The sequence below is a fragment of the Pantoea sp. UBA5035 genome (assembly GCF_002415245.1).
Taxonomy (GTDB): domain Bacteria; phylum Pseudomonadota; class Gammaproteobacteria; order Enterobacterales; family Enterobacteriaceae; genus Pantoea; species Pantoea septica.
Window position 1 is genome coordinate 281,913 of record NZ_DICD01000027.1, and the last position, 16,979, is coordinate 298,891.

The 16,979-nt window shown below is 61.8% G+C and carries 16 protein-coding genes; 9 read left to right on the forward strand and 7 right to left on the reverse strand.

The features are described 5' to 3' along the window. Positions 1 to 104 precede the first annotated feature (104 nt). The 4 genes from fabI to sapC form a co-directional block, all read right to left on the reverse strand. Entirely contained in the window at positions 105 to 893 is a 789-nt protein-coding gene (gene fabI / locus B3229_RS18175) for an enoyl-ACP reductase FabI (RefSeq protein WP_033746867.1), read from the reverse strand. Positions 894 to 1,011: 118 nt separating this feature from the next. Continuing rightward, positions 1,012 to 1,815 (reverse strand): putrescine export ABC transporter ATP-binding protein SapF, encoded by an 804-nt coding sequence (gene sapF, locus B3229_RS18180; protein WP_048786201.1) that lies wholly within the window; start codon positions 1,813 to 1,815, stop codon positions 1,012 to 1,014. Beyond that, the gene (gene sapD / locus B3229_RS18185) at positions 1,816 to 2,811 is read right to left on the reverse strand and encodes a putrescine export ABC transporter ATP-binding protein SapD (RefSeq protein ID WP_033746872.1); all 996 of its coding nucleotides are present in this window, start codon (positions 2,809 to 2,811) and stop codon (positions 1,816 to 1,818) included. Beyond that, a complete protein-coding gene (gene sapC, locus B3229_RS18190) occupies positions 2,811 to 3,701 on the reverse strand; it encodes a putrescine export ABC transporter permease SapC (protein WP_048786206.1) in 891 nt (296 codons plus the stop codon). Before sapC ends, sapD begins: the two co-directional genes overlap by 1 nt. Before the next feature lie 397 nt (positions 3,702 to 4,098). Between sapC and B3229_RS18195 the strand changes: the two genes are divergently transcribed. The 9 genes from B3229_RS18195 (at position 4,099) to arnF (ending at position 12,999) form a co-directional block, all read left to right on the forward strand. Continuing rightward, positions 4,099 to 4,308 (forward strand): DUF1471 domain-containing protein, encoded by a 210-nt coding sequence (locus tag B3229_RS18195; RefSeq protein ID WP_048786208.1) that lies wholly within the window; start codon positions 4,099 to 4,101, stop codon positions 4,306 to 4,308. A 104-nt stretch (positions 4,309 to 4,412) separates the two neighbouring features. Further along, a complete protein-coding gene (locus tag B3229_RS18200) occupies positions 4,413 to 4,817 on the forward strand; it encodes a cupin domain-containing protein (protein WP_048786210.1) in 405 nt (134 codons plus the stop codon). 799 nt (positions 4,818 to 5,616) lie between these two features. Further along, positions 5,617 to 6,753 (forward strand): UDP-4-amino-4-deoxy-L-arabinose aminotransferase, encoded by a 1,137-nt coding sequence (gene arnB, locus B3229_RS18205; RefSeq protein WP_286873117.1) that lies wholly within the window; start codon positions 5,617 to 5,619, stop codon positions 6,751 to 6,753. A gap of 1 nt (position 6,754) precedes the next feature. After that, the gene (arnC, locus tag B3229_RS18210; protein WP_286873120.1) at positions 6,755 to 7,741 is read left to right on the forward strand and encodes an undecaprenyl-phosphate 4-deoxy-4-formamido-L-arabinose transferase; all 987 of its coding nucleotides are present in this window, start codon (positions 6,755 to 6,757) and stop codon (positions 7,739 to 7,741) included. After that, complete coding sequence (gene arnA, locus B3229_RS18215) at positions 7,738 to 9,717, forward strand: bifunctional UDP-4-amino-4-deoxy-L-arabinose formyltransferase/UDP-glucuronic acid oxidase ArnA (RefSeq protein WP_286873122.1); 1,980 nt, start codon at positions 7,738 to 7,740, stop codon at positions 9,715 to 9,717. Before arnC ends, arnA begins: the two co-directional genes overlap by 4 nt. Continuing rightward, positions 9,714 to 10,598: a 4-deoxy-4-formamido-L-arabinose-phosphoundecaprenol deformylase gene (gene arnD / locus B3229_RS18220; RefSeq protein WP_286873125.1), complete on the forward strand. Its 885-nt coding sequence runs from the start codon at positions 9,714 to 9,716 to the stop codon at positions 10,596 to 10,598. The genes arnA and arnD overlap by 4 nt, the downstream gene beginning before the upstream one ends. Before the next feature lie 33 nt (positions 10,599 to 10,631). Continuing rightward, positions 10,632 to 12,293, forward strand: coding sequence for a lipid IV(A) 4-amino-4-deoxy-L-arabinosyltransferase (gene arnT / locus B3229_RS18225; RefSeq protein ID WP_286873539.1), 1,662 nt, complete (start codon positions 10,632 to 10,634; stop codon positions 12,291 to 12,293). Next, positions 12,290 to 12,622 carry a 4-amino-4-deoxy-L-arabinose-phosphoundecaprenol flippase subunit ArnE gene (gene arnE, locus B3229_RS18230; protein ID WP_286873128.1) on the forward strand — a complete coding sequence of 111 codons (333 nt, stop codon included), beginning with the start codon at positions 12,290 to 12,292 and terminating at the stop codon, positions 12,620 to 12,622. Before arnT ends, arnE begins: the two co-directional genes overlap by 4 nt. Continuing rightward, on the forward strand, positions 12,619 to 12,999 hold the full coding sequence (gene arnF, locus B3229_RS18235) for a 4-amino-4-deoxy-L-arabinose-phosphoundecaprenol flippase subunit ArnF (RefSeq protein WP_286873129.1): 381 nt from the start codon (positions 12,619 to 12,621) through the stop codon (positions 12,997 to 12,999). Before arnE ends, arnF begins: the two co-directional genes overlap by 4 nt. Here the strand turns inward: arnF and B3229_RS18240 are convergent. The 3 genes from B3229_RS18240 to B3229_RS18250 all read right to left on the reverse strand — a co-directional run bounded on the left by B3229_RS18240 (position 12,994) and on the right by B3229_RS18250 (position 16,979). Continuing rightward, positions 12,994 to 14,517: a sensor domain-containing diguanylate cyclase gene (locus tag B3229_RS18240; protein ID WP_286873132.1), complete on the reverse strand. Its 1,524-nt coding sequence runs from the start codon at positions 14,515 to 14,517 to the stop codon at positions 12,994 to 12,996. The genes arnF and B3229_RS18240 overlap by 6 nt on opposite strands. A gap of 174 nt (positions 14,518 to 14,691) precedes the next feature. Then, positions 14,692 to 16,188: an HAL/PAL/TAL family ammonia-lyase gene (locus B3229_RS18245; protein WP_286873135.1), complete on the reverse strand. Its 1,497-nt coding sequence runs from the start codon at positions 16,186 to 16,188 to the stop codon at positions 14,692 to 14,694. Next, complete coding sequence (locus B3229_RS18250) at positions 16,185 to 16,979, reverse strand: ABC transporter ATP-binding protein (protein ID WP_048786228.1); 795 nt, start codon at positions 16,977 to 16,979, stop codon at positions 16,185 to 16,187. Before B3229_RS18250 ends, B3229_RS18245 begins: the two co-directional genes overlap by 4 nt.

The window sequence follows — 16,979 nt, forward strand, 5'->3', positions numbered from 1 at the left end:
CGGCGGGGAAGGGCAAAAGACCGATCGGTGATAATTAATAGCGCGGAGCTATAAGGCGGGGAAAGTGAGCAAAAAAAAGGGCGAGCCAGGCTCGCCCTCAGAACTTATTTCAGTTCCAGTTCGTTCATCGCGGCGATGCTGAAGCCGCCGTCAACGTGAACGATCTCGCCGGTGATGCCGCCGGCCAGGTCAGAACAGAGGAACGCCGCCGAGTTGCCGACGTCTTCGATGGTGACGGTGCGGCGAATCGGGGTGACCGCTTCGCAGTGCGCCAGCATCTTACGGAAATCCTTGATGCCTGACGCCGCCAGGGTACGGATCGGACCGGCGGAAACGGCGTTCACGCGCACCCCTTCCGGACCCATCGCGTTCGCCATATAGCGCACGTTAGCTTCCAGCGACGCTTTCGCCAGACCCATCACGTTGTAGTTCGGGATAGCGCGCTCTGCGCCCAGGTAGGAGAGCGTCAGCAGAGCGGAATTGGGGTTCAGCATCTCGCGGCACTCTTTCGCCATCGCTACAAAGCTGTAGGCGCTGATGTCGTGAGCAATCTTAAAGCCTTCGCGGGTAACGGCGTTCACATAGTCGCCATCCAGCTGGTCGCCCGGGGCGAAGCCGATGGAGTGAACGAAACCGTCAAATTTCGGCCAGGTTTTTGCCAGTTCAGTAAACAGCGATTTGATGCTCTCGTCTTCGGCCACATCGCACGGCAGCACAATGTCTGAACCCAGATCTTTAGCAAACTCTTCCACACGACCTTTCAGTTTGTCGTTCTGGTAGGTGAAAGCCAGTTCTGCGCCCTGCTTGTGCATCGCCTGCGCAATTCCGTAGGCAATAGAGAGTTTACTGGCAACGCCAGTAATCAGAATGCGCTTACCGGAAAGAAAACCCATAGCTGTAATCCTTATGGTCATAGTTGTTGGCGGTCGCATTGGTTAAAAAACAGGCGACCGCGTTAATCGACGTGCGGATTCTAGCACGTCTCAGGCAAATGGGGTAAACCAACCTGAATCAGGCCTCGCGGCGCCAGGCTTCCGCCGTCAGCGCTTCGCCGAAGTGGCTCGAAATCAGCCGTTTAGTCAGATCGTGCAGCGGCGAAGCCAGCACGTCGGCGGTGCCGCCGCGCTCCACCACTTCGCCCTGGTGCATCACCAGCACCTGATCGCTGATGTGCTTCATCATGCCAAGATGCTGCGTCACATAAATATAGGTGATGCCGTGCTGCTCCTGCAGCTCCAGCATCAGGTTAACCAGCTGGGAACGCATCGTCATATCGAGCGAGGCGAGCGCTTCGTCGGCGATAATCACCTTCGGCTGCAGGATCAGCGCGCGCGCCAGACCGAGGCGCTGCTTCTGGCCCGGCGCCAGCATATGGGGATAGTAGCCGGCGTGGTCGCGCAGCAAACCCACCTGGCGCAGCGTAGCGATAATGCGCTTCTCGCGCGCCTCCGGCGTCAGATCGCTGTTGAGGCGCAGCGGCAGGTCGAGGATCTGGCTGACGCGCTGTCGCGGGTTGAGCGAGGTAGAGGGATCCTGAAAAATCATGCGGATGCGCTGGCTGCGGTAGCCGTAGTCGCCGAATTCAAGCGGATGATCGTTAATCAGAATTTCGCCGCTGCTCGGCGCCACCATGCCGCTCAGCATTTTCGCCAGCGTCGATTTGCCGGAGCCGTTCTCGCCGATGATCGCCAGCGTCTGCTTCTCGCGCAGAATAAAGCTCACCGACTTCACCGCCTCGACGTGCTGGCGGCGAAAGAGGCCGGTGCGATAGCGGAAGGTTTTGCTCAGATTGCGCACTTCAAGCAGCGTCTCCATCTACTGCTCCTCCATATTCAGCGGAAAGTGGCAGGCGAAAAGGTGCGTCTTGCTGCCGCTCAGGCGCGGCGTTTCCACGCATTTGCGCTGCGCGTAAGGGCAGCGCGGACCAAGCCGACAGCCGATCGGCAGGCTTTCCAGTGAGGGAATCGCGCCGGAGAGCGTGTTCAGGCGGCTTTTGTGCGGCAGCGCGCGGCCGAAATCGGGCATTGCGCGGATCAGCGCCTGCGTATAAGGGTGGTGCGGCGTAACGATCAGGTCATCGCTGCCCGCGGTTTCAACGGTCTGCCCGCAGTACATCACGTTAATGCGGTCCGCCCACTGGCTCATGGTGCGCAGATCGTGGCTAATCAGCAGAATGGTGGTGTTGTTGTTCTGGTTGAGGCGGCTCAGCAGGCGAAAAATCTGCGCCTGGGTGGTTGGTTCCATGGCGTTAGTGGGTTCGTCGGCGATCAGCAGGCGCGGCTGGTTGGCCAGCGCGATGGCGATCATCACCTTCTGGCACTCGCCTTCGGTCAGCTCGTAGGGAAAGCTGCGCATGATATCTTTATGATCTTTGATGCCGACGCGGTGCAGCAGCTCGATGGCGCGGGTTTTGCGCCAGAACCAGAAGCGTCCCATCCACGCACCTTTATAGGTCCAGCGCGGAATCGCCTGCATCAGCTGGCGGCCGATACGCTCCGAAGGGTCGAGACAGGACTGCGGCTCCTGAAAAATCATCGAGACATTGTGACCGACGATGCGGCGACGCTCGCGCGGCGACAGCCGCAGCAGGTCGATATCGTCGAATACCATGCGATCGGCGGTGACGCGCCAGTTATCCTTGGTCACGCCGCAGATCGCCTTCGCCACCAGGCTTTTGCCCGATCCCGATTCGCCCACTAACCCACGGACTTCGCCTTCCATCAGCGTCAGGTTGATGCGGTCCACCGCCTTAACGGGACCGTCGGCGGTCATAAATTCAATGGTCAGATTACGAATATCGAGTAACGGCATTATTCCACTCCCGCCTCTACAGCGCGGCGGATACCGTCGCCCAGCAGGTTAACGATTAATACGCTGATCATCAGCGCGGCGCCCGGCAGCATCACCGTCCAGGGGGCGACGTAAACCAGCTCCAGCGAATCGCCGAGCATCGCGCCCCATTCGGGCGAGGGCAGCTGCGCGCCAAGATCGAGAAAGCCGAGCGCGGCGATATCCAGAATCGCCAGCGACAGCGAGCGCGTCACTTCGCTGATCAGCATCGGCAGCACGTTGGGCAAAATCGCATGGCGCAGGATATCGACGTTAGTGGCGCCGTCGAGGCGCGCCGCCACCACATACTCTTTTTCCAGCTCGTCGTGCACCGCGCTATAGGTGGCGCGCACCAGACGCGGCAACAGCGCCAGCCAGATCGCCAGCAGCGCGTGCTCGAGGCGCGGGCCTAGAAAGGCCACCACGATAATCGCCAGCAGCAGCGTGGGGATCGACAGCAGGGTATCCAGCACGTGATTCATAACGGCCGAGCGCAATCCGTGCGTAATGCCCGCCAGCACGCCGAGCGCCAGCCCGCACAGCGTGGCGAAGAGCGTGACCAGAATCGCTGAACCCACGGTCGGCGCCACGCCGCTCAGCAGGCGGCTTAACACGTCGCGTCCCAAATCGTCGGTGCCGAGGAAAAAGGAGACGTCGCCGTAGCGCGACCATGAGGGCGGCAGCAGCTGATAGCCGAGAAACTGCTGATCGATGCCGTAGGGCGCCAGCAGCCCGCCGAACAGGCAGAGAAACAGCAGGGCGCCAAAGCCGTACAGCCCGATCATGGCGGTGGTGTTGCGATAAAAATGGTGCCAGCTGCGGCGAAATGCGCCGGGCAGCCGTTTTTCGGCATAGACGTTATCGTAGGGCATGCGCAATCGCCTGAAGGGGAATCAGCGTGGTTTGCAGCGCTTTACATTTTTCACTCATATCAATGCGTTGCCTAAATTTTCAGCGTTAGGGCGTCGGGCTGCGGCGGCGTCGCGTCAGCATGACGAAGTCTGTAGGGATTATCCGTCGATAACCCGCTTACAGGCAAGGAAAGGGCGGCAGCAATTTCGTGTCGGGCGCATGAAAGGTCAGAATTTGCGCCGTTAAGCGGGGCATCGCCAGTCGGGCAGGCAGGCTAAAAAGGAGTAGAAAAGTCTTTCAATATTTTTGTGGTTTAAAAGCAAATATGTCAGCTTTTAAACCGCCTCTCTCAGGCGCATGATGTCTACATTGAGGCAAAACGCCTCACTAACTGAAACCACTCTTAAGGAATCGACCATGAAAACCATCAAAACTTTCGTTGTAGTTGCTGCGCTCTCCTTTGTATCATTCGGCAGCTTCGCTCAGAGCATTACCGCTTCAGCCGCCACGCTCGATGCAGCGGAAGCGCAAATCGCCGCGCAGGCGCATCAGGCTGGCGCAGCATACAAAATTACCGGGGCTCGCTTTGATAACGGCGCCTACGTTTCCGCTGAACTGATCAAATAACGCTGTCGCAATACCTGTTTCAGAGGCCGCTTAGTGCGGCCTTTGGCGTTTCTGGCGCGTCCTGTCCGCTACACTCTATTGAGATTAACGAAACAGGAGAGACCATGACGGAGAAAAAAACCAACTCAGATCAGCGCCCGGCAGAGATCGCGCATCAGCAGCTGTTACAGAGCGGCAGCGCCTGGAATGGCCAGCCCTATGAGGCTTATCCAGCGGGCAAACCGCAGATATCGGTGATGCGCATGTCGTTGCCCGCCCACAGCGAACTCCCCTGGCATACTCATCCCATGCCTAATACCGCCTATGTTCTCTCAGGGCGCCTGACCATCGAAGACAAGCACAGCGGCGAACGATTTCATGCAGGCGCGGGAGAGGCGCTGAACGAAACAATCGACAGCGCGCACCGTGGCTACACCACCGACGAGCCGACCGAGTTAGTGATTTTTTATGCTGGCGTCGAAGGGCAGGAACTTTCTCAACCGCTGCCGGGCGAGGAAGCGGAATTTTAGGCCTAAAGTCCGCCTGGCCGGTAACGCAGCGAGGGCAATATATCGCAATGCGCTGCCGGCAACGGCGGCAACAATAGTTTTATCTTAAACAAAAGATAAACCACTGCTGTTATTCAGCGATAAAAGGGCGCATAAAAGCGCGTTATTTTAGGTGCGCGTCTGTTACAAAACTTTACTCACAGCATAAAGTCGCGCCTGATTTTTCATGCGCAGAAATAAGGTAGCGCGGCTCGTCAATCATTTTTGCCTTGCCTTTTTATTTGGCAGGCTGGCCGGTTTTAACAGTTCTGAAAGAATTTACTTTCGAGAGGAAGTGATTTTAAAAACGGAAATTTAAAAGAGTGCGTTAAAGTTGTAATAAATGTAGATTATTGATTTTGATGTATTTTAAGTTAATGCGGGTGCTAATCAGTAGGGCTGTAATAATAAATTCCGATAAGTTCATTCACCTTTTTTAGACCATGCGGTTTATCTCGATGAAGGTCGATATAAGCTTATGTCGTATCGATCGCGCTGAAATAATTGAAATCTGCTGTGACTGCACTATTTGCATCGCCCCCTCTTTGTTGCCATTGTATTTTCTCCCGCGCCAGATGAAAAAAAAGCGCCAGCCTGATTAAGGCTGTCTTAAGGTTTCGCCAGCATTATTTTCTCAATCCCGTCATGAAGCATGGGCTGGCAAGATTCACCAAACTTACGTCAAAAGGAAACAATTCCTTCATATTTGTAAGATTTATTTCTTCAGGCGGCGCTTACGCATTTATTTATTTCGAACATCTGGAACGGATGGAATTTTATTATGTCATTTCTCCCTTTTTCGCGGCCTTCGTTGGGTGAAGAGGAGCTGGCGGCGGTCAAAGCGGTGTTTGAATCCGGATGGATTACCACAGGTCCGCAAAATGCGGCGCTGGAACAGGCTTTTTGTCAGCTCACCGGCAATCAGCACGCCATCGCCGTCAGCTCGGCCACGGCGGGAATGCACGTGACGCTGCTGGCGCTCGGTATTCAGCCTGGCGATGAGGTGATAACCCCGTCGCTGACCTGGGTCTCCACCCTTAATATCATCACGCTGCTGGGCGCGACGCCGGTGATGATCGACATCGATCGCGATACGCTGATGGTGACGCCCGAACAGATTGAGGCCGCCATTACGCCGCGCACCCGCGCCATCATTCCGGTGCACTACGCCGGCGCGCCGGCGGATGTGGATGCGATCCGCGCGCTCGGTGCGCGCTATGGCATTCCGGTGATTGAGGATGCCGCCCATGCGGCGGGCTGCTATTACCACGGGCGCCATATCGGCAGCGCGGGCACCGCGATTTTCTCCTTTCACGCCATCAAAAATATGACCTGCGCCGAAGGCGGCCTGATTGTCACCGATGACGCGCAGCTTGCGGATCGCATGCGCAGCCTGAAATTTCACGGGCTGGGCGTCGACGCCTACGATCGCCATACCCACGGCCGCAAGCCGCAGGCGGAAGTGGTGATGCCCGGCTTCAAGTACAACCTGCCCGATATCAGCGCGGCCATTGCGCTGGTGCAGCTGAAAAAGCTCGCCGATTTTAATGCGCGCCGCGCCGCCATCGCCCAGCGCTATCTGCGCGAACTCGCCGACACGCCGTTTCTGCCGCTGGCGCAGCCGGACTGGCCGCATCAGCACGCCTGGCATCTGTTTATCATTCGCGTCGACGAAGCCGCTTGCGGCATCAGCCGCGATGCGCTGATGGAGGCGCTGAAGGCGCGGGACATCGGCACCGGCCTGCATTTCCGCGCCGCGCACACCCATAAATATTACCGCGAGCGCTATCCGCAGCTCTCGCTGCCCAACACCGAATGGAACAGCGAGCGCATCTGCTCTCTGCCGCTGTTCCCGGATATGCGCGATGAAGACGTCACCCGCGTCGTCAGCGCGTTGCGTCAGCTGGCAGGAGTCTGAGATGCAGGAAGAAAAAGCGATTCGCCTCGTTTCCGTGGTGATCCCGGTCTACAACGAAGAAGAGAGCCTGGCGGAGCTGGTGCGCCGCACCGACGCCGCCTGCGCCACGCTGGGACTGGAGTATGAAATTCTGCTGGTGGACGACGGCAGCGCTGACCGCTCCGCCCAGATGATCGACGATGCCGCCGACATGCCCGGCAGCCATGTGGTCGGCGTCTTGCTGAACCGCAACCACGGCCAACACTCGGCGATTATGGCCGGCTTCAGCCATGTCTCCGGCGATCTGATCATCACGCTGGACGCCGACCTGCAAAACCCGCCGGAGGAGATCCCGAACCTGGTGCGCGCGGCGCAGCAGGGCTATGACGTGGTCGGCACCGTGCGCCAGAACCGCCAGGACAGCTGGTTTCGCCGCCGCGCCTCGCGCGCCATCAACCACCTGATCCAGCGCGTCACCGGAAAGGCGATGGGGGATTATGGCTGCATGCTGCGCGCCTATCGCCGCCATATCGTTGATGCGATGCTGAACTGCCACGAGCGCAGCACCTTTATCCCCATTCTCGCCAACACCTTCGCACGGCGCACTATCGAACTGCCGGTAACCCACGCCGAGCGCGAATTCGGCGACTCCAAATACAGCTTTATGAAGCTGATTAACCTGATGTACGACCTGGTGACCTGCCTGACCACCACGCCGCTGCGTCTGCTGAGCATCGTCGGCAGCCTGATCGCGCTGGCCGGTTTCGCCTTCTCGCTGGTGTTGATCGTGCTGCGCCTGTTTCTCGGCGCCAGCTGGGCGGGCGACGGCGTCTTTGTGCTGTTCGCCATCCTGTTTATCTTTGTCGGCGCGCAGTTTATCGGCATGGGGCTGCTCGGCGAATATATCGGGCGCATCTACAACGACGTGCGCGCGCGGCCTCGCTACTTTATCCAGCGTGTTATCCACCCCCAGCAAAAAGCCTCTTCTGTACAGGAATCTGAGCAATGAAAACCATCGTCTTCGCCTACGCCGAAATGGGCTGTGCGGGCATCAGCGCGCTTCTGAATGCCGGATATGAAATCAGCGCCATCTTCACCCATGCCGACACCTCGCCGGAAAGCCACGCCTTTCCTTCCGTGGCGCGCCTGGCGGCGGAGCAGGGCATTCCGGTTTACGCGCCGGAAGACGCCAGCCATCCGCTGTGGGTCGACCGCATCAAAGCGATGCAGCCGGACTTTATCTTTTCGTTCTACTACCGCGCGCTGCTGAGCGACAGCATTCTCCGCACCGCCCGCGTGGGCGCCTTTAACCTGCACGGCTCGCTGCTGCCGAAATACCGCGGCCGCGCGCCGCTCAACTGGGTGCTGGTCAACGGCGAAACGGAAACGGGCGTGACGCTGCACCACATGGTGAAGCGCGCTGACGCGGGGGATATCGTGGCGCAGCAGCGCGTGGCGATCAATGCGCAGGACAACGCCCTGACGCTGCACCGCAAGCTGGTCGCCTGCGCCACCGAACTGCTGGAAGGGGCGCTGCCAGCGATGAAGCGCGGCGAGATCGCCGCGCGGCCGCAGAACCACAGCGACGCGACCCTGGTCGGCCGCCGCACGCCGGACGACGGGCGCATCAACTGGGCGTGGCCGGCGCAGCGGGTGAACAACCTGGTTCGCGCCGTCACCGATCCCTGGCCAGGCGCCTTCGCCTTTGCCGGCACGCTGAAATTCGTGGTGTGGAAAGGGCGCGTGCACGCGGACGCGCCGCAGGCGAAGCCCGGCACGGTGCTGTCGGTCGATCCCTTCCTGATCGCCTGCGGCGACGGCGCGCTGGAGGTGCTGACCGGCCAGAGCGACAACGGCGTCTATATGAACGGCAGCCAGCTGGCGCAAAGCCTGGGCATGGTGCCGGGCGCGCTGCTCTATTCGCAGCCGGTCGCCGCGGTGAAGCGTCGCACCCGCGTGTTGATCCTCGGCGTTAACGGCTTTATCGGCAACCACCTGACCGAGCGCCTGCTGCAGGATGACAACTTCGAGGTTTACGGGCTCGATATCGGCTCTGACGCCATCAGCCGTTTCCTCGACCAGCCGCGCTTCCACTTTGTCGAAGGCGATATCAGCATTCACTCCGAATGGATTGAGTACCACATCAAGAAGTGCGACGTGGTGCTACCGCTGGTGGCGATCGCCACGCCGATTGAGTACACCCGCAACCCGCTGCGCGTGTTCGAGCTCGACTTCGAAGAGAACCTGAAGATTATCCGCGACTGCGTGAAGTACAAAAAGCGCATCATCTTTCCGTCCACCTCCGAAGTCTACGGCATGTGTACCGACAACCACTTCGACGAGGATCACTCCAACCTGGTGGTCGGCCCGATCAACAAGCAGCGCTGGATCTACTCGGTGTCGAAACAGCTGCTGGACCGCGTCATCTGGGCCTACGGCGAAAAAGAGGGGCTGCGCTTTACCCTGTTCCGTCCGTTTAACTGGATGGGGCCGCGCCTCGATAACCTGAACGCCGCCCGTATCGGCAGCTCGCGCGCTATTACCCAGCTGATCCTTAACCTGGTAGAGGGCTCGCCGATCAAGCTGATCGACGGCGGGGCGCAGAAGCGCTGCTTTACCGATATTCGCGACGGCATCGAAGCGCTGTTCCGCATTATTGAAAACAAAAACGGCAACTGCGACGGCCAGATCGTCAACATCGGCAATCCAGACAACGAGGCCAGCATCAAAGAGCTGGCGGAGCATCTGCTGGCGAGCTTCGAGCGCCATCCGCTGCGCGACCGCTTTCCGCCCTTCGCCGGTTTCCGCGAAGTGGAAAGCAGCAGCTACTACGGCAAGGGCTATCAGGACGTCGAGCACCGCAAGCCCTCGATCAAAAACGCGCGTCGTCTGCTGAACTGGACGCCGACGGTGGAGATGGACACCACCATCGATAACACGCTCGACTTCTTCCTGCGCACCGTCGAGCTGCAGGAGAAGCCATGAAGAAAGTCGGGCTGCGCGTCGACGTCGACACCTGGCGGGGCACAAAGCTGGGCGTGCCGGCGCTGCTGGAGCAGTTCAGCCTGCATCAGCTGCAGGCGAGCTTCTTTTTCAGCGTCGGGCCGGACAACATGGGACGCCACCTGTGGCGACTGATGAAGCCGCGCTTTCTGTGGAAGATGCTGCGCTCGCGCGCGGCGTCGCTCTACGGCTGGGACATCCTGCTGGCCGGCACCGCCTGGCCGGGACGGGATATCGGTCGCGGGCTGGCTGACATTGTGCGCGCAGCGGCGGAGCACCATGAAATCGGCCTGCACGCCTGGGATCACTTCGCCTGGCAAACCTGGGCGGGCGTCTGGCCGCAGGAAAAGCTGAATCAGCAGCTCGCGCGCGGCAAAATGGCGCTGGAGGCAATAACAGGTGACGTTGTCACTTGCTCCGCCGTGGCGGGCTGGCGCGCCGATACGCGCGTGATTGCCGCTAAAGAGGCATTCGGTTTCCGCTATAACAGCGACTGCCGCGGCAGCGGGCCTTTTATACCGCTGCTGGCCGACGGCCGCCCGGCGACGGTGCAAATCCCGGTGACCCTGCCTACCTGGGATGAAGTGGTCGGCCAGCAGGTGAGCGCGGCGGCGTTCAACGACTACATTCTTGAGCAGATAGCGGCCGCCAGCGGATCGCCCGTCTACACCATTCATGCCGAGGTTGAGGGCATCGTGGGACTGCCCGCCTTCCGCGAGCTGCTGACGCGCGCGGAGCGGATGGGCATTCGCTTTTGTCCGCTCAGCGAGCTGCTGCCTGAGGATCTCGCGACGCTGCCGCAGGGCAAAGTGGTACGCGGCGAGATCGCCGGGCGCGAAGGCTGGCTGGGCTGCCAGCGTTAACTCAAGACAGGACGCTTCTCTATGTGGACACCGATGCGCGCGGGAACGAAAACGGCGCTGCTGCTGGCGCTTTTCGCCCTCTATTACCTGATTCCAGTTGAATTCCGCAGCCTGTGGCAGCCGGATGAAACCCGTTACGCCGAGATCAGCCGCGAAATGGTGGCGGGCGGCAGCTGGGTGGTGCCGCGCTTTTTCGGCCTGCGCTACTTTGAAAAACCGATCGCCGGCTACTGGGTCAACAACATCGGCCAGCTGCTGTTCGGCCACACCCTGTTCGGCGTGCGCGCGGGCGCCATTTTCAGCACCGCGCTGAGCGCGCTGCTGCTCTACTGGCTCGGCGTACGGATGTTCGCCAGCCGCGCCGTCGCGCTCAGCGGCAGCGTGATTTTTCTCACCTCGCTGCTGGTATACGGCATTGGCACCTATGCGGTGCTCGATCCCATTCTGCTGCTGTGGCTGGTGGCGGCGATGTGCAGCTACTGGCTGGCGGCGCAGGCAAGCGGCACGCGGCAGCGGCTGTGCGGCTATCTGCTGCTCGGCGTCGCCTGCGCCATGGGTTTTATGACCAAGGGCTTTCTGGCGCTGGCGGTGCCGGTGCTGGCGATCGCGCCCTGGGCCATCTGGCAGCGTCGCTTCGGCGAACTGCTGCGCTGGGGGACGCTGACCGTCGCGACGGCGGTGGTGATTAGCGCCCCCTGGGCGCTGGCGATCGCGCGGCAGGAGGGGGATTTCTGGCACTACTTCTTCTGGGTGGAGCATATCCAGCGCTTCGCCGACGCCGATGCCCAGCACAAAGCGCCGTTCTGGTACTACCTGCCGGTGGTGCTGGCGGGCTCGCTGCCCTGGCTGGCGCTGCTGCCCGGCGCGCTGGCCGCAGCGTGGCGGCAGCGCGGAAAGCATGCCGACGCCGCCTATCTGTTGAGCTGGGTGCTGCTGCCGCTGCTGTTTTTCAGCATCGCCAAAGGCAAGCTGCCAACCTATATTCTGCCGTGCTTCACGCCGCTGGCGTTGCTGATGGCGCGCTACGCCCACAGCGGCGGCGCGCGGCTCGGCAGGGTGTTCCGCATCAACGGCGGGATCAATCTGCTGCTCGGCCTGATCGCCACTGCGGCGGTCGTGCTGTTTCTCGCGCCCTGGGGAGTGGCGCGCCATCCGCTCTACGCGCGCGACGAGACGCTGCGCGCGGCGGCGGCGGCGGCGGCCTTTGCCGGCTGGGGTATCGCGGGCTGGCTGAGCCTGCGGCCGGGCGACCACCGCTGGCAGCTGGCGGCGCTCTGTCCGCTGGCGCTGGCGCTGCTGGTGGGGTACGCCATTCCGCAGAAGGTGCGCGATTCGAAGCAGCCGCTGAGCTTCGTCAGCGCGCTGCGCGAGCGGCTGGCGGGCAGCCGCTATCTGCTGGCTGATAATCCGGGCGTCGCCTCGGCGATCGCCTGGACGCTGCGCCGCAGCGACATCACCCTCTACGACGCCAAAGGCGAAGTGCAGTATGGCCTGAGCTATCCCGATGCCCAGGCGCGCTACGTCGATGGCGCGGCCTTCGCGGGCTGGCTGCAGGCGCATCGCCGCCACGGCCGCGTGGCGGTGATCATCATGCTCAATTCGGGCGAGAAAGCGCCTGACGCGACGATGCCTACGCCGGACGAGAGATATCGGCAGGGGCGGCTGCTCTACTACGGCTATGACGAAAAACCATGAGCCTGCTGCTGATTGCGCTGGTGAGCCTGCTGAGTTGCCTCGCGCAGCTCTGCCAGAAGCAGGCGGCGACCCTCGGCGCGCGCCACGGTAAAAGCCGCCTGATGCTGTGGATTGGCTTAAGCCTGCTGCTGCTGGGCGTCGCGATGCTGCTCTGGCTCTGGGTGCTGCGGCTGGTGCCGGTCAGCGTCGCCTATCCGATGCTCAGCATTAACTTTGTGCTGGTGGCGCTCGCCGCGCGGCTGATCTGGCAGGAAAGCTACACCCTGCGGCAGTGGCTCGGCACGCTTGCGATTGTGGCGGGCGTGGCGCTGATCGGGAGTCATCTGTGAAGGGCGTTATGCTGGCGATCGGGTCGGTGCTGCTGGTGACGCTGGCGCAGCTGACGCTGCGCCTGGCGATGCGCGATTTCCCGCCCGTCGAAGAGTGGCTGAGTCTCGACGGGATGCGTCACGCCAGGGCGCTGCTGCTTGCTGCCGGACTGGGAGCCTATGCGCTTTCCATGCTCTGCTGGATGCTGGCGCTGCGCCATCTGCCGCTCAACCGGCTCTATCCGCTGCTGAGCCTGAGCTACGTGCTGGTATGGCTGGCTGCGGTGCTGCTCCCGGCGTTCGGCGAGCCGTTTCGCTGGAGCGGCCTGGCGGGCGTGCTGCTGATCGTGCTGGGCCTGCTGGCGATTGCCGTGCCGCCGCGCCGGAAAAAGCTATAACAGGCAGATACCGTCTGTTCCGGCAATGCAGTTGCGTCCCGCTTTTTTCGCCACATAGAGCGCCTCGTCGGCGGCCAGCTTGAGCGAATCAGGCGAGTCGCCGGGCGGCGAGGCGCTGATACCCGCGCTCAGGGTGACGATTTTATCCGGCAGATCGCTCGCCTCATGGGGCAGCGCCGCGCGGCGGATCGCCTCCAGCGCGCGGTGAGCGACATTCTCAGCGTCGCGGGCGTGGGTGCCCGGCAGAATAATGGCGAACTCTTCGCCGCCGTAGCGCGTGACCCGGTCGGTGCCGCGCAGCGGCAGGTGTTTGAGCACCGCCGCCACTTCCTGCAGACAGCGATCGCCGGCGATATGACCATACTCATCGTTGTAGCGTTTGAAAAAGTCCACATCGAACATAATCAGCGAGACGGGCGAGGCGGTGCCCTGCAGGCTCTTCTCCAGATAAAAATCGAACTGCCGTCGGTTGCCCAGCCCGGTCAGGCCATCCAGCATCGCCAGATCGCTCAGCGTGCCGTTGAGGCGCGTCAGCTCATCCTGCGAGCGCATCAGCGCCTGCTGGCTGCGCTGGTTGGCGCGCAGCTGACGCAGCACCAGATAGCCGAACAGCAGCACCAGCAGCCAGGTGAAGATATTCACGCCGATGCCGGTGATATTGCTCTTCCACCAGGCGTGCCGGATCGCCCGGGTTTCATAGCCGACCGCCACGACCAGCGGATAGCGCTCCAGCCGGGCGTAGCCGAAGAGACGCTCTTCGCCGTCCAGGCGACTGTCCCAGGTGGCGCTGCCGATGCGCGACTGACTCAGCAGGCGGGTAAACAGCGGGCTGGAAGAGAGGCTGCGGTTGAGCATACTGTCGGGAAAAGGGCGGGCGTAAAGCAAGACGCCATCGGTGTTCATCAGCGCCAGCAGATCACCCGGGCTCTGTTCATACCAGCCGTAAAACTGGCGGAAAAAAGCGACTTTTACCGAGCCGAGCGCCACGCCGCGAAAATTGCCCGCCGCGTCGTTGAGCCGCAGAGAAACCGGGATTACCAGCTCGTCGGCGCTGCGGCTGCGAATGACGTGGCCGATATGCGCGCCCGGATCGGCATGGTCGCGGTGCCAGATAAAGGACTCGCGGTCGGCGTTGTTCATCTGCTTAAACTGCATGTCGCGCGAGGTGGCCAGCCAGTTGCCCTCTTTGTCATAAACAAAGAGTCCGGCCAGCTGCGGCAGCGGCAGCGAGAGTCCGGCGAGAATGCCGTTTCTGCCGCTGTAAGCCTCAGGACGGCTAAACACCTCATCTCCCTGGCGGGCGATCTCATCCAGCGCGATATTGACCTGCAGAAAGGTGTCCTGCGCCTGGCGAGAGAGCGAAAGCGACTGGTTGCGCGCCTGCACCGAGACATCCTGCAGCCGGTTCTGCCACGACTGCCAGAGCGCCCAGCTGCATGCCGTCACGATAAAAACGCTGATAAAAAGCAGAAACAGCAGCACAAAGCGCTCTGTTTTCCTGGAGCGGGGCAGTGGCAAAGTCTCTCTCCGGTAAAAACAACGGGTTATCTGTAAAAGGTAGCAGTAAAAAGCGGACCTGGCGGCGGGCGGGAAGCGAGAGGGAGGCAGGCGCGTCGGAGAAGCGCAGCGGCAAAGCGGACCGTGCCGCGGCGGGTTGATGCCCGCCGGGCGTAGAGAGCCCGCGACAGGGCATTACGACTGGTTAAAATCTGGCGTGCTTTTCAGTACCTCGACCGCCTGGGCGATATCGGGCGCCAGCCAGCGATCCTGCTGCCAGTTGGCTACCACTGCCCGCAGGCGGTGCAGCGCTCGCCGCGTGCCCGAGGCGAGCGCCGCATCGCCGTGAAAATCGAGCGCCTGGGCGGCGAGCAGATACTCGATAGCCAGTATATGCCAGACATTTTCCAGTAGCTTCAGCAGCTTGAGCGCCGCACCGGTGCCCAGACTGAGGTGATCCTCCTGCAGACCGGAGGTGACATAGTTATCCAGCACCGCAGGCTGCGCCAGCTGGCGATTCTCCGCGCAGAGCGACGCCGCCACATACTGCGCGATCATCATGCCGGAGTTAACGCCCGGCTGCGCCACCAGAAAGGGCGGCAGGCCGCTCACCAGCGGATTAACCAGCCGGTCGAGCCGCCGCTCGGCGATGCTGCCGATCTCCGCCATGGCAATCGCCAGCAGATCCGCCGCCATCGCCACCGACTCGCCGTGCGGGTTGGCCTGCGACACCACGCGCCAGCTGTCCGGCGTGCCGAGCACCAGCGGGTTGTCGGTGCAGGCGTTGAGTTCGGTTTCGATCTGGCGCACGGCGTGCGCGAACTGATCGCGGCTGGCGCCGTGCACCTGCGGCATCGATCGCAGGCTGAGCGCGTCCTGCGTGCGCACGCCGACGCTGGCCGCCAGGAGTGGGCTGTCGCCCAGCAGCTGACGCAGCCGCTGGCCGCTGATCTGCATGCCGGGACTCGCCTTAAGCGCCAGCACCTCGGGGTCGAACGCTGCCAGCTGGCCGCGCAGCGCCTCGAAGCTCATCGCGCCGGTGACGTCCGCCCAGTTCAGCAGGCGCGCGGCATCGTCCAGCGCCAGACAGGCGAGACCGGTCATGCAGGGCGTACCGTTCACCAGGCTCAGCCCCTCTTTAGCGCCGGGACGCCAGGGCGCGAGGCCAGCCAGCGCGAGCGCCTGCGCGGCGGGCATGCGCTGGTTTTGATACTCCACCTCGCCGACGCCGATCAGCGCCAGACCGATATGCGCCATGTGGCTCAGGTAGCCGACCGATCCCTGCGACGGCACCTGCGGCGTGATCTGATGATTCAGCAGCGCCAGCATATGCTGCACCAGCCCGGCCGATACGCCCGACTTGCCGTGGCTGTAGTTGGCGATCGCCGCGCACAGGATGGCGCGCGCCTGCTCGCGCGTCAGCAGCGGGCCGACGCCGCAGGCGTGACTCAGCAGGGTATTGCGCGACAGCTGGCTAAGCTGCTCGTCCGCCAGCGTGATATTGCACAGCGCGCCGAGGCCGGTATTGACGCCGTAGGCGATCTGCCCGCTGGCGACAATCTCATCGACAATGGCGCGCCCCTGACCGATCCGCTGCCAGGCGCTGGCGCTTAAACTCAACTCTGCATCGTGCCGCGCTACCGCGACCAGATCCTGCCACCGCAGCGGCCCGTCACCCCAGACCAGGGTCATGACGGCTGCCCCGCGCCGTGGTGGCTGGAGATAAACTGCTTAAAGCGCTGCGAGCCCTGCTGGCCGAACATCGCTTCGGGTTCGCCCTGGCAGTCGATGGTGCCCTGATGCATAAACACCACGCGGTTGGAGACGTTGCGCGCGAAGCCCATTTCGTGCGTCACCACCAGCATGGTGCGTCCCTCTTCGGCCAGGCTGCGCATCACTTTCAGCACTTCGCCCACCAGTTCGGGATCGAGCGCGGAGGTTGGCTCGTCGAACAGCATCACCTCGGGATCCATCGCCAGCGCGCGGGCAATCGCCACGCGCTGCTGCTGACCGCCTGAGAGCTGCGCCGGATAGAAATCTTTGCGGTTGAGCAGGCCAACGCGATCCAGCAGCTGCTCCGCCTGGGCGATGCAGCTTTTTTTATCGCGCTTCAGCACGTAGTGTGGCCCTTCAATGACGTTTTGCAGCACCGTCATATGCGACCAGAGATTAAAACTCTGAAACACCATGCCGAGCCGGGAGCGCAGGCGCTCGATCTGCCGGGGATTGGCCGCCAGCTGGTGGCCGCGCGCATGGCGCTTCATTTCGATGGTTTCGCCGCCGACGCTGACCACGCCGGCATCCGGCGTCTCCAGCAGGTTAATGCAGCGCAGCAGGGTGCTTTTTCCCGAGCCGCTGGCGCCGAGAATCGAAATAACATCGCCTTTGTGCGCCTGCAGCGAAATGCCTTTCAGAACTTCCATGGCGCCGAAGGATTTATGAATATCCGTGGCGGACAGGGTAACGGGGGATGTGGAATGCAT

What these genes read in the sequence shown, in the direction of transcription:
- B3229_RS18200 (WP_048786210.1), top strand. Translation starts at nt 4,413, where the DNA reads ATGACGGAGAAAAAAACCAACTCAGATCAGCGCCCGGCAGAGATCGCG.
- sapF (WP_048786201.1), bottom strand. Translation starts at nt 1,815, where the DNA reads ATGGAGACGCTGCTTGAAGTGCGCAATCTGAGCAAAACCTTCCGCTAT.
- arnE (WP_286873128.1), top strand. Translation starts at nt 12,290, where the DNA reads ATGAGCCTGCTGCTGATTGCGCTGGTGAGCCTGCTGAGTTGCCTCGCG.
- B3229_RS18245 (WP_286873135.1), bottom strand. Translation starts at nt 16,188, where the DNA reads ATGACCCTGGTCTGGGGTGACGGGCCGCTGCGGTGGCAGGATCTGGTC.
- arnB (WP_286873117.1), top strand. Translation starts at nt 5,617, where the DNA reads ATGTCATTTCTCCCTTTTTCGCGGCCTTCGTTGGGTGAAGAGGAGCTG.
- arnD (WP_286873125.1), top strand. Translation starts at nt 9,714, where the DNA reads ATGAAGAAAGTCGGGCTGCGCGTCGACGTCGACACCTGGCGGGGCACA.
- arnC (WP_286873120.1), top strand. Translation starts at nt 6,755, where the DNA reads ATGCAGGAAGAAAAAGCGATTCGCCTCGTTTCCGTGGTGATCCCGGTC.
- B3229_RS18250 (WP_048786228.1), bottom strand. Translation starts at nt 16,979, where the DNA reads ATGCATTCCACATCCCCCGTTACCCTGTCCGCCACGGATATTCATAAA.
- B3229_RS18195 (WP_048786208.1), top strand. Translation starts at nt 4,099, where the DNA reads ATGAAAACCATCAAAACTTTCGTTGTAGTTGCTGCGCTCTCCTTTGTA.
- sapD (WP_033746872.1), bottom strand. Translation starts at nt 2,811, where the DNA reads ATGCCGTTACTCGATATTCGTAATCTGACCATTGAATTTATGACCGCC.
- arnT (WP_286873539.1), top strand. Translation starts at nt 10,632, where the DNA reads ATGCGCGCGGGAACGAAAACGGCGCTGCTGCTGGCGCTTTTCGCCCTC.
- fabI (WP_033746867.1), bottom strand. Translation starts at nt 893, where the DNA reads ATGGGTTTTCTTTCCGGTAAGCGCATTCTGATTACTGGCGTTGCCAGT.
- arnA (WP_286873122.1), top strand. Translation starts at nt 7,738, where the DNA reads ATGAAAACCATCGTCTTCGCCTACGCCGAAATGGGCTGTGCGGGCATC.
- sapC (WP_048786206.1), bottom strand. Translation starts at nt 3,701, where the DNA reads ATGCCCTACGATAACGTCTATGCCGAAAAACGGCTGCCCGGCGCATTT.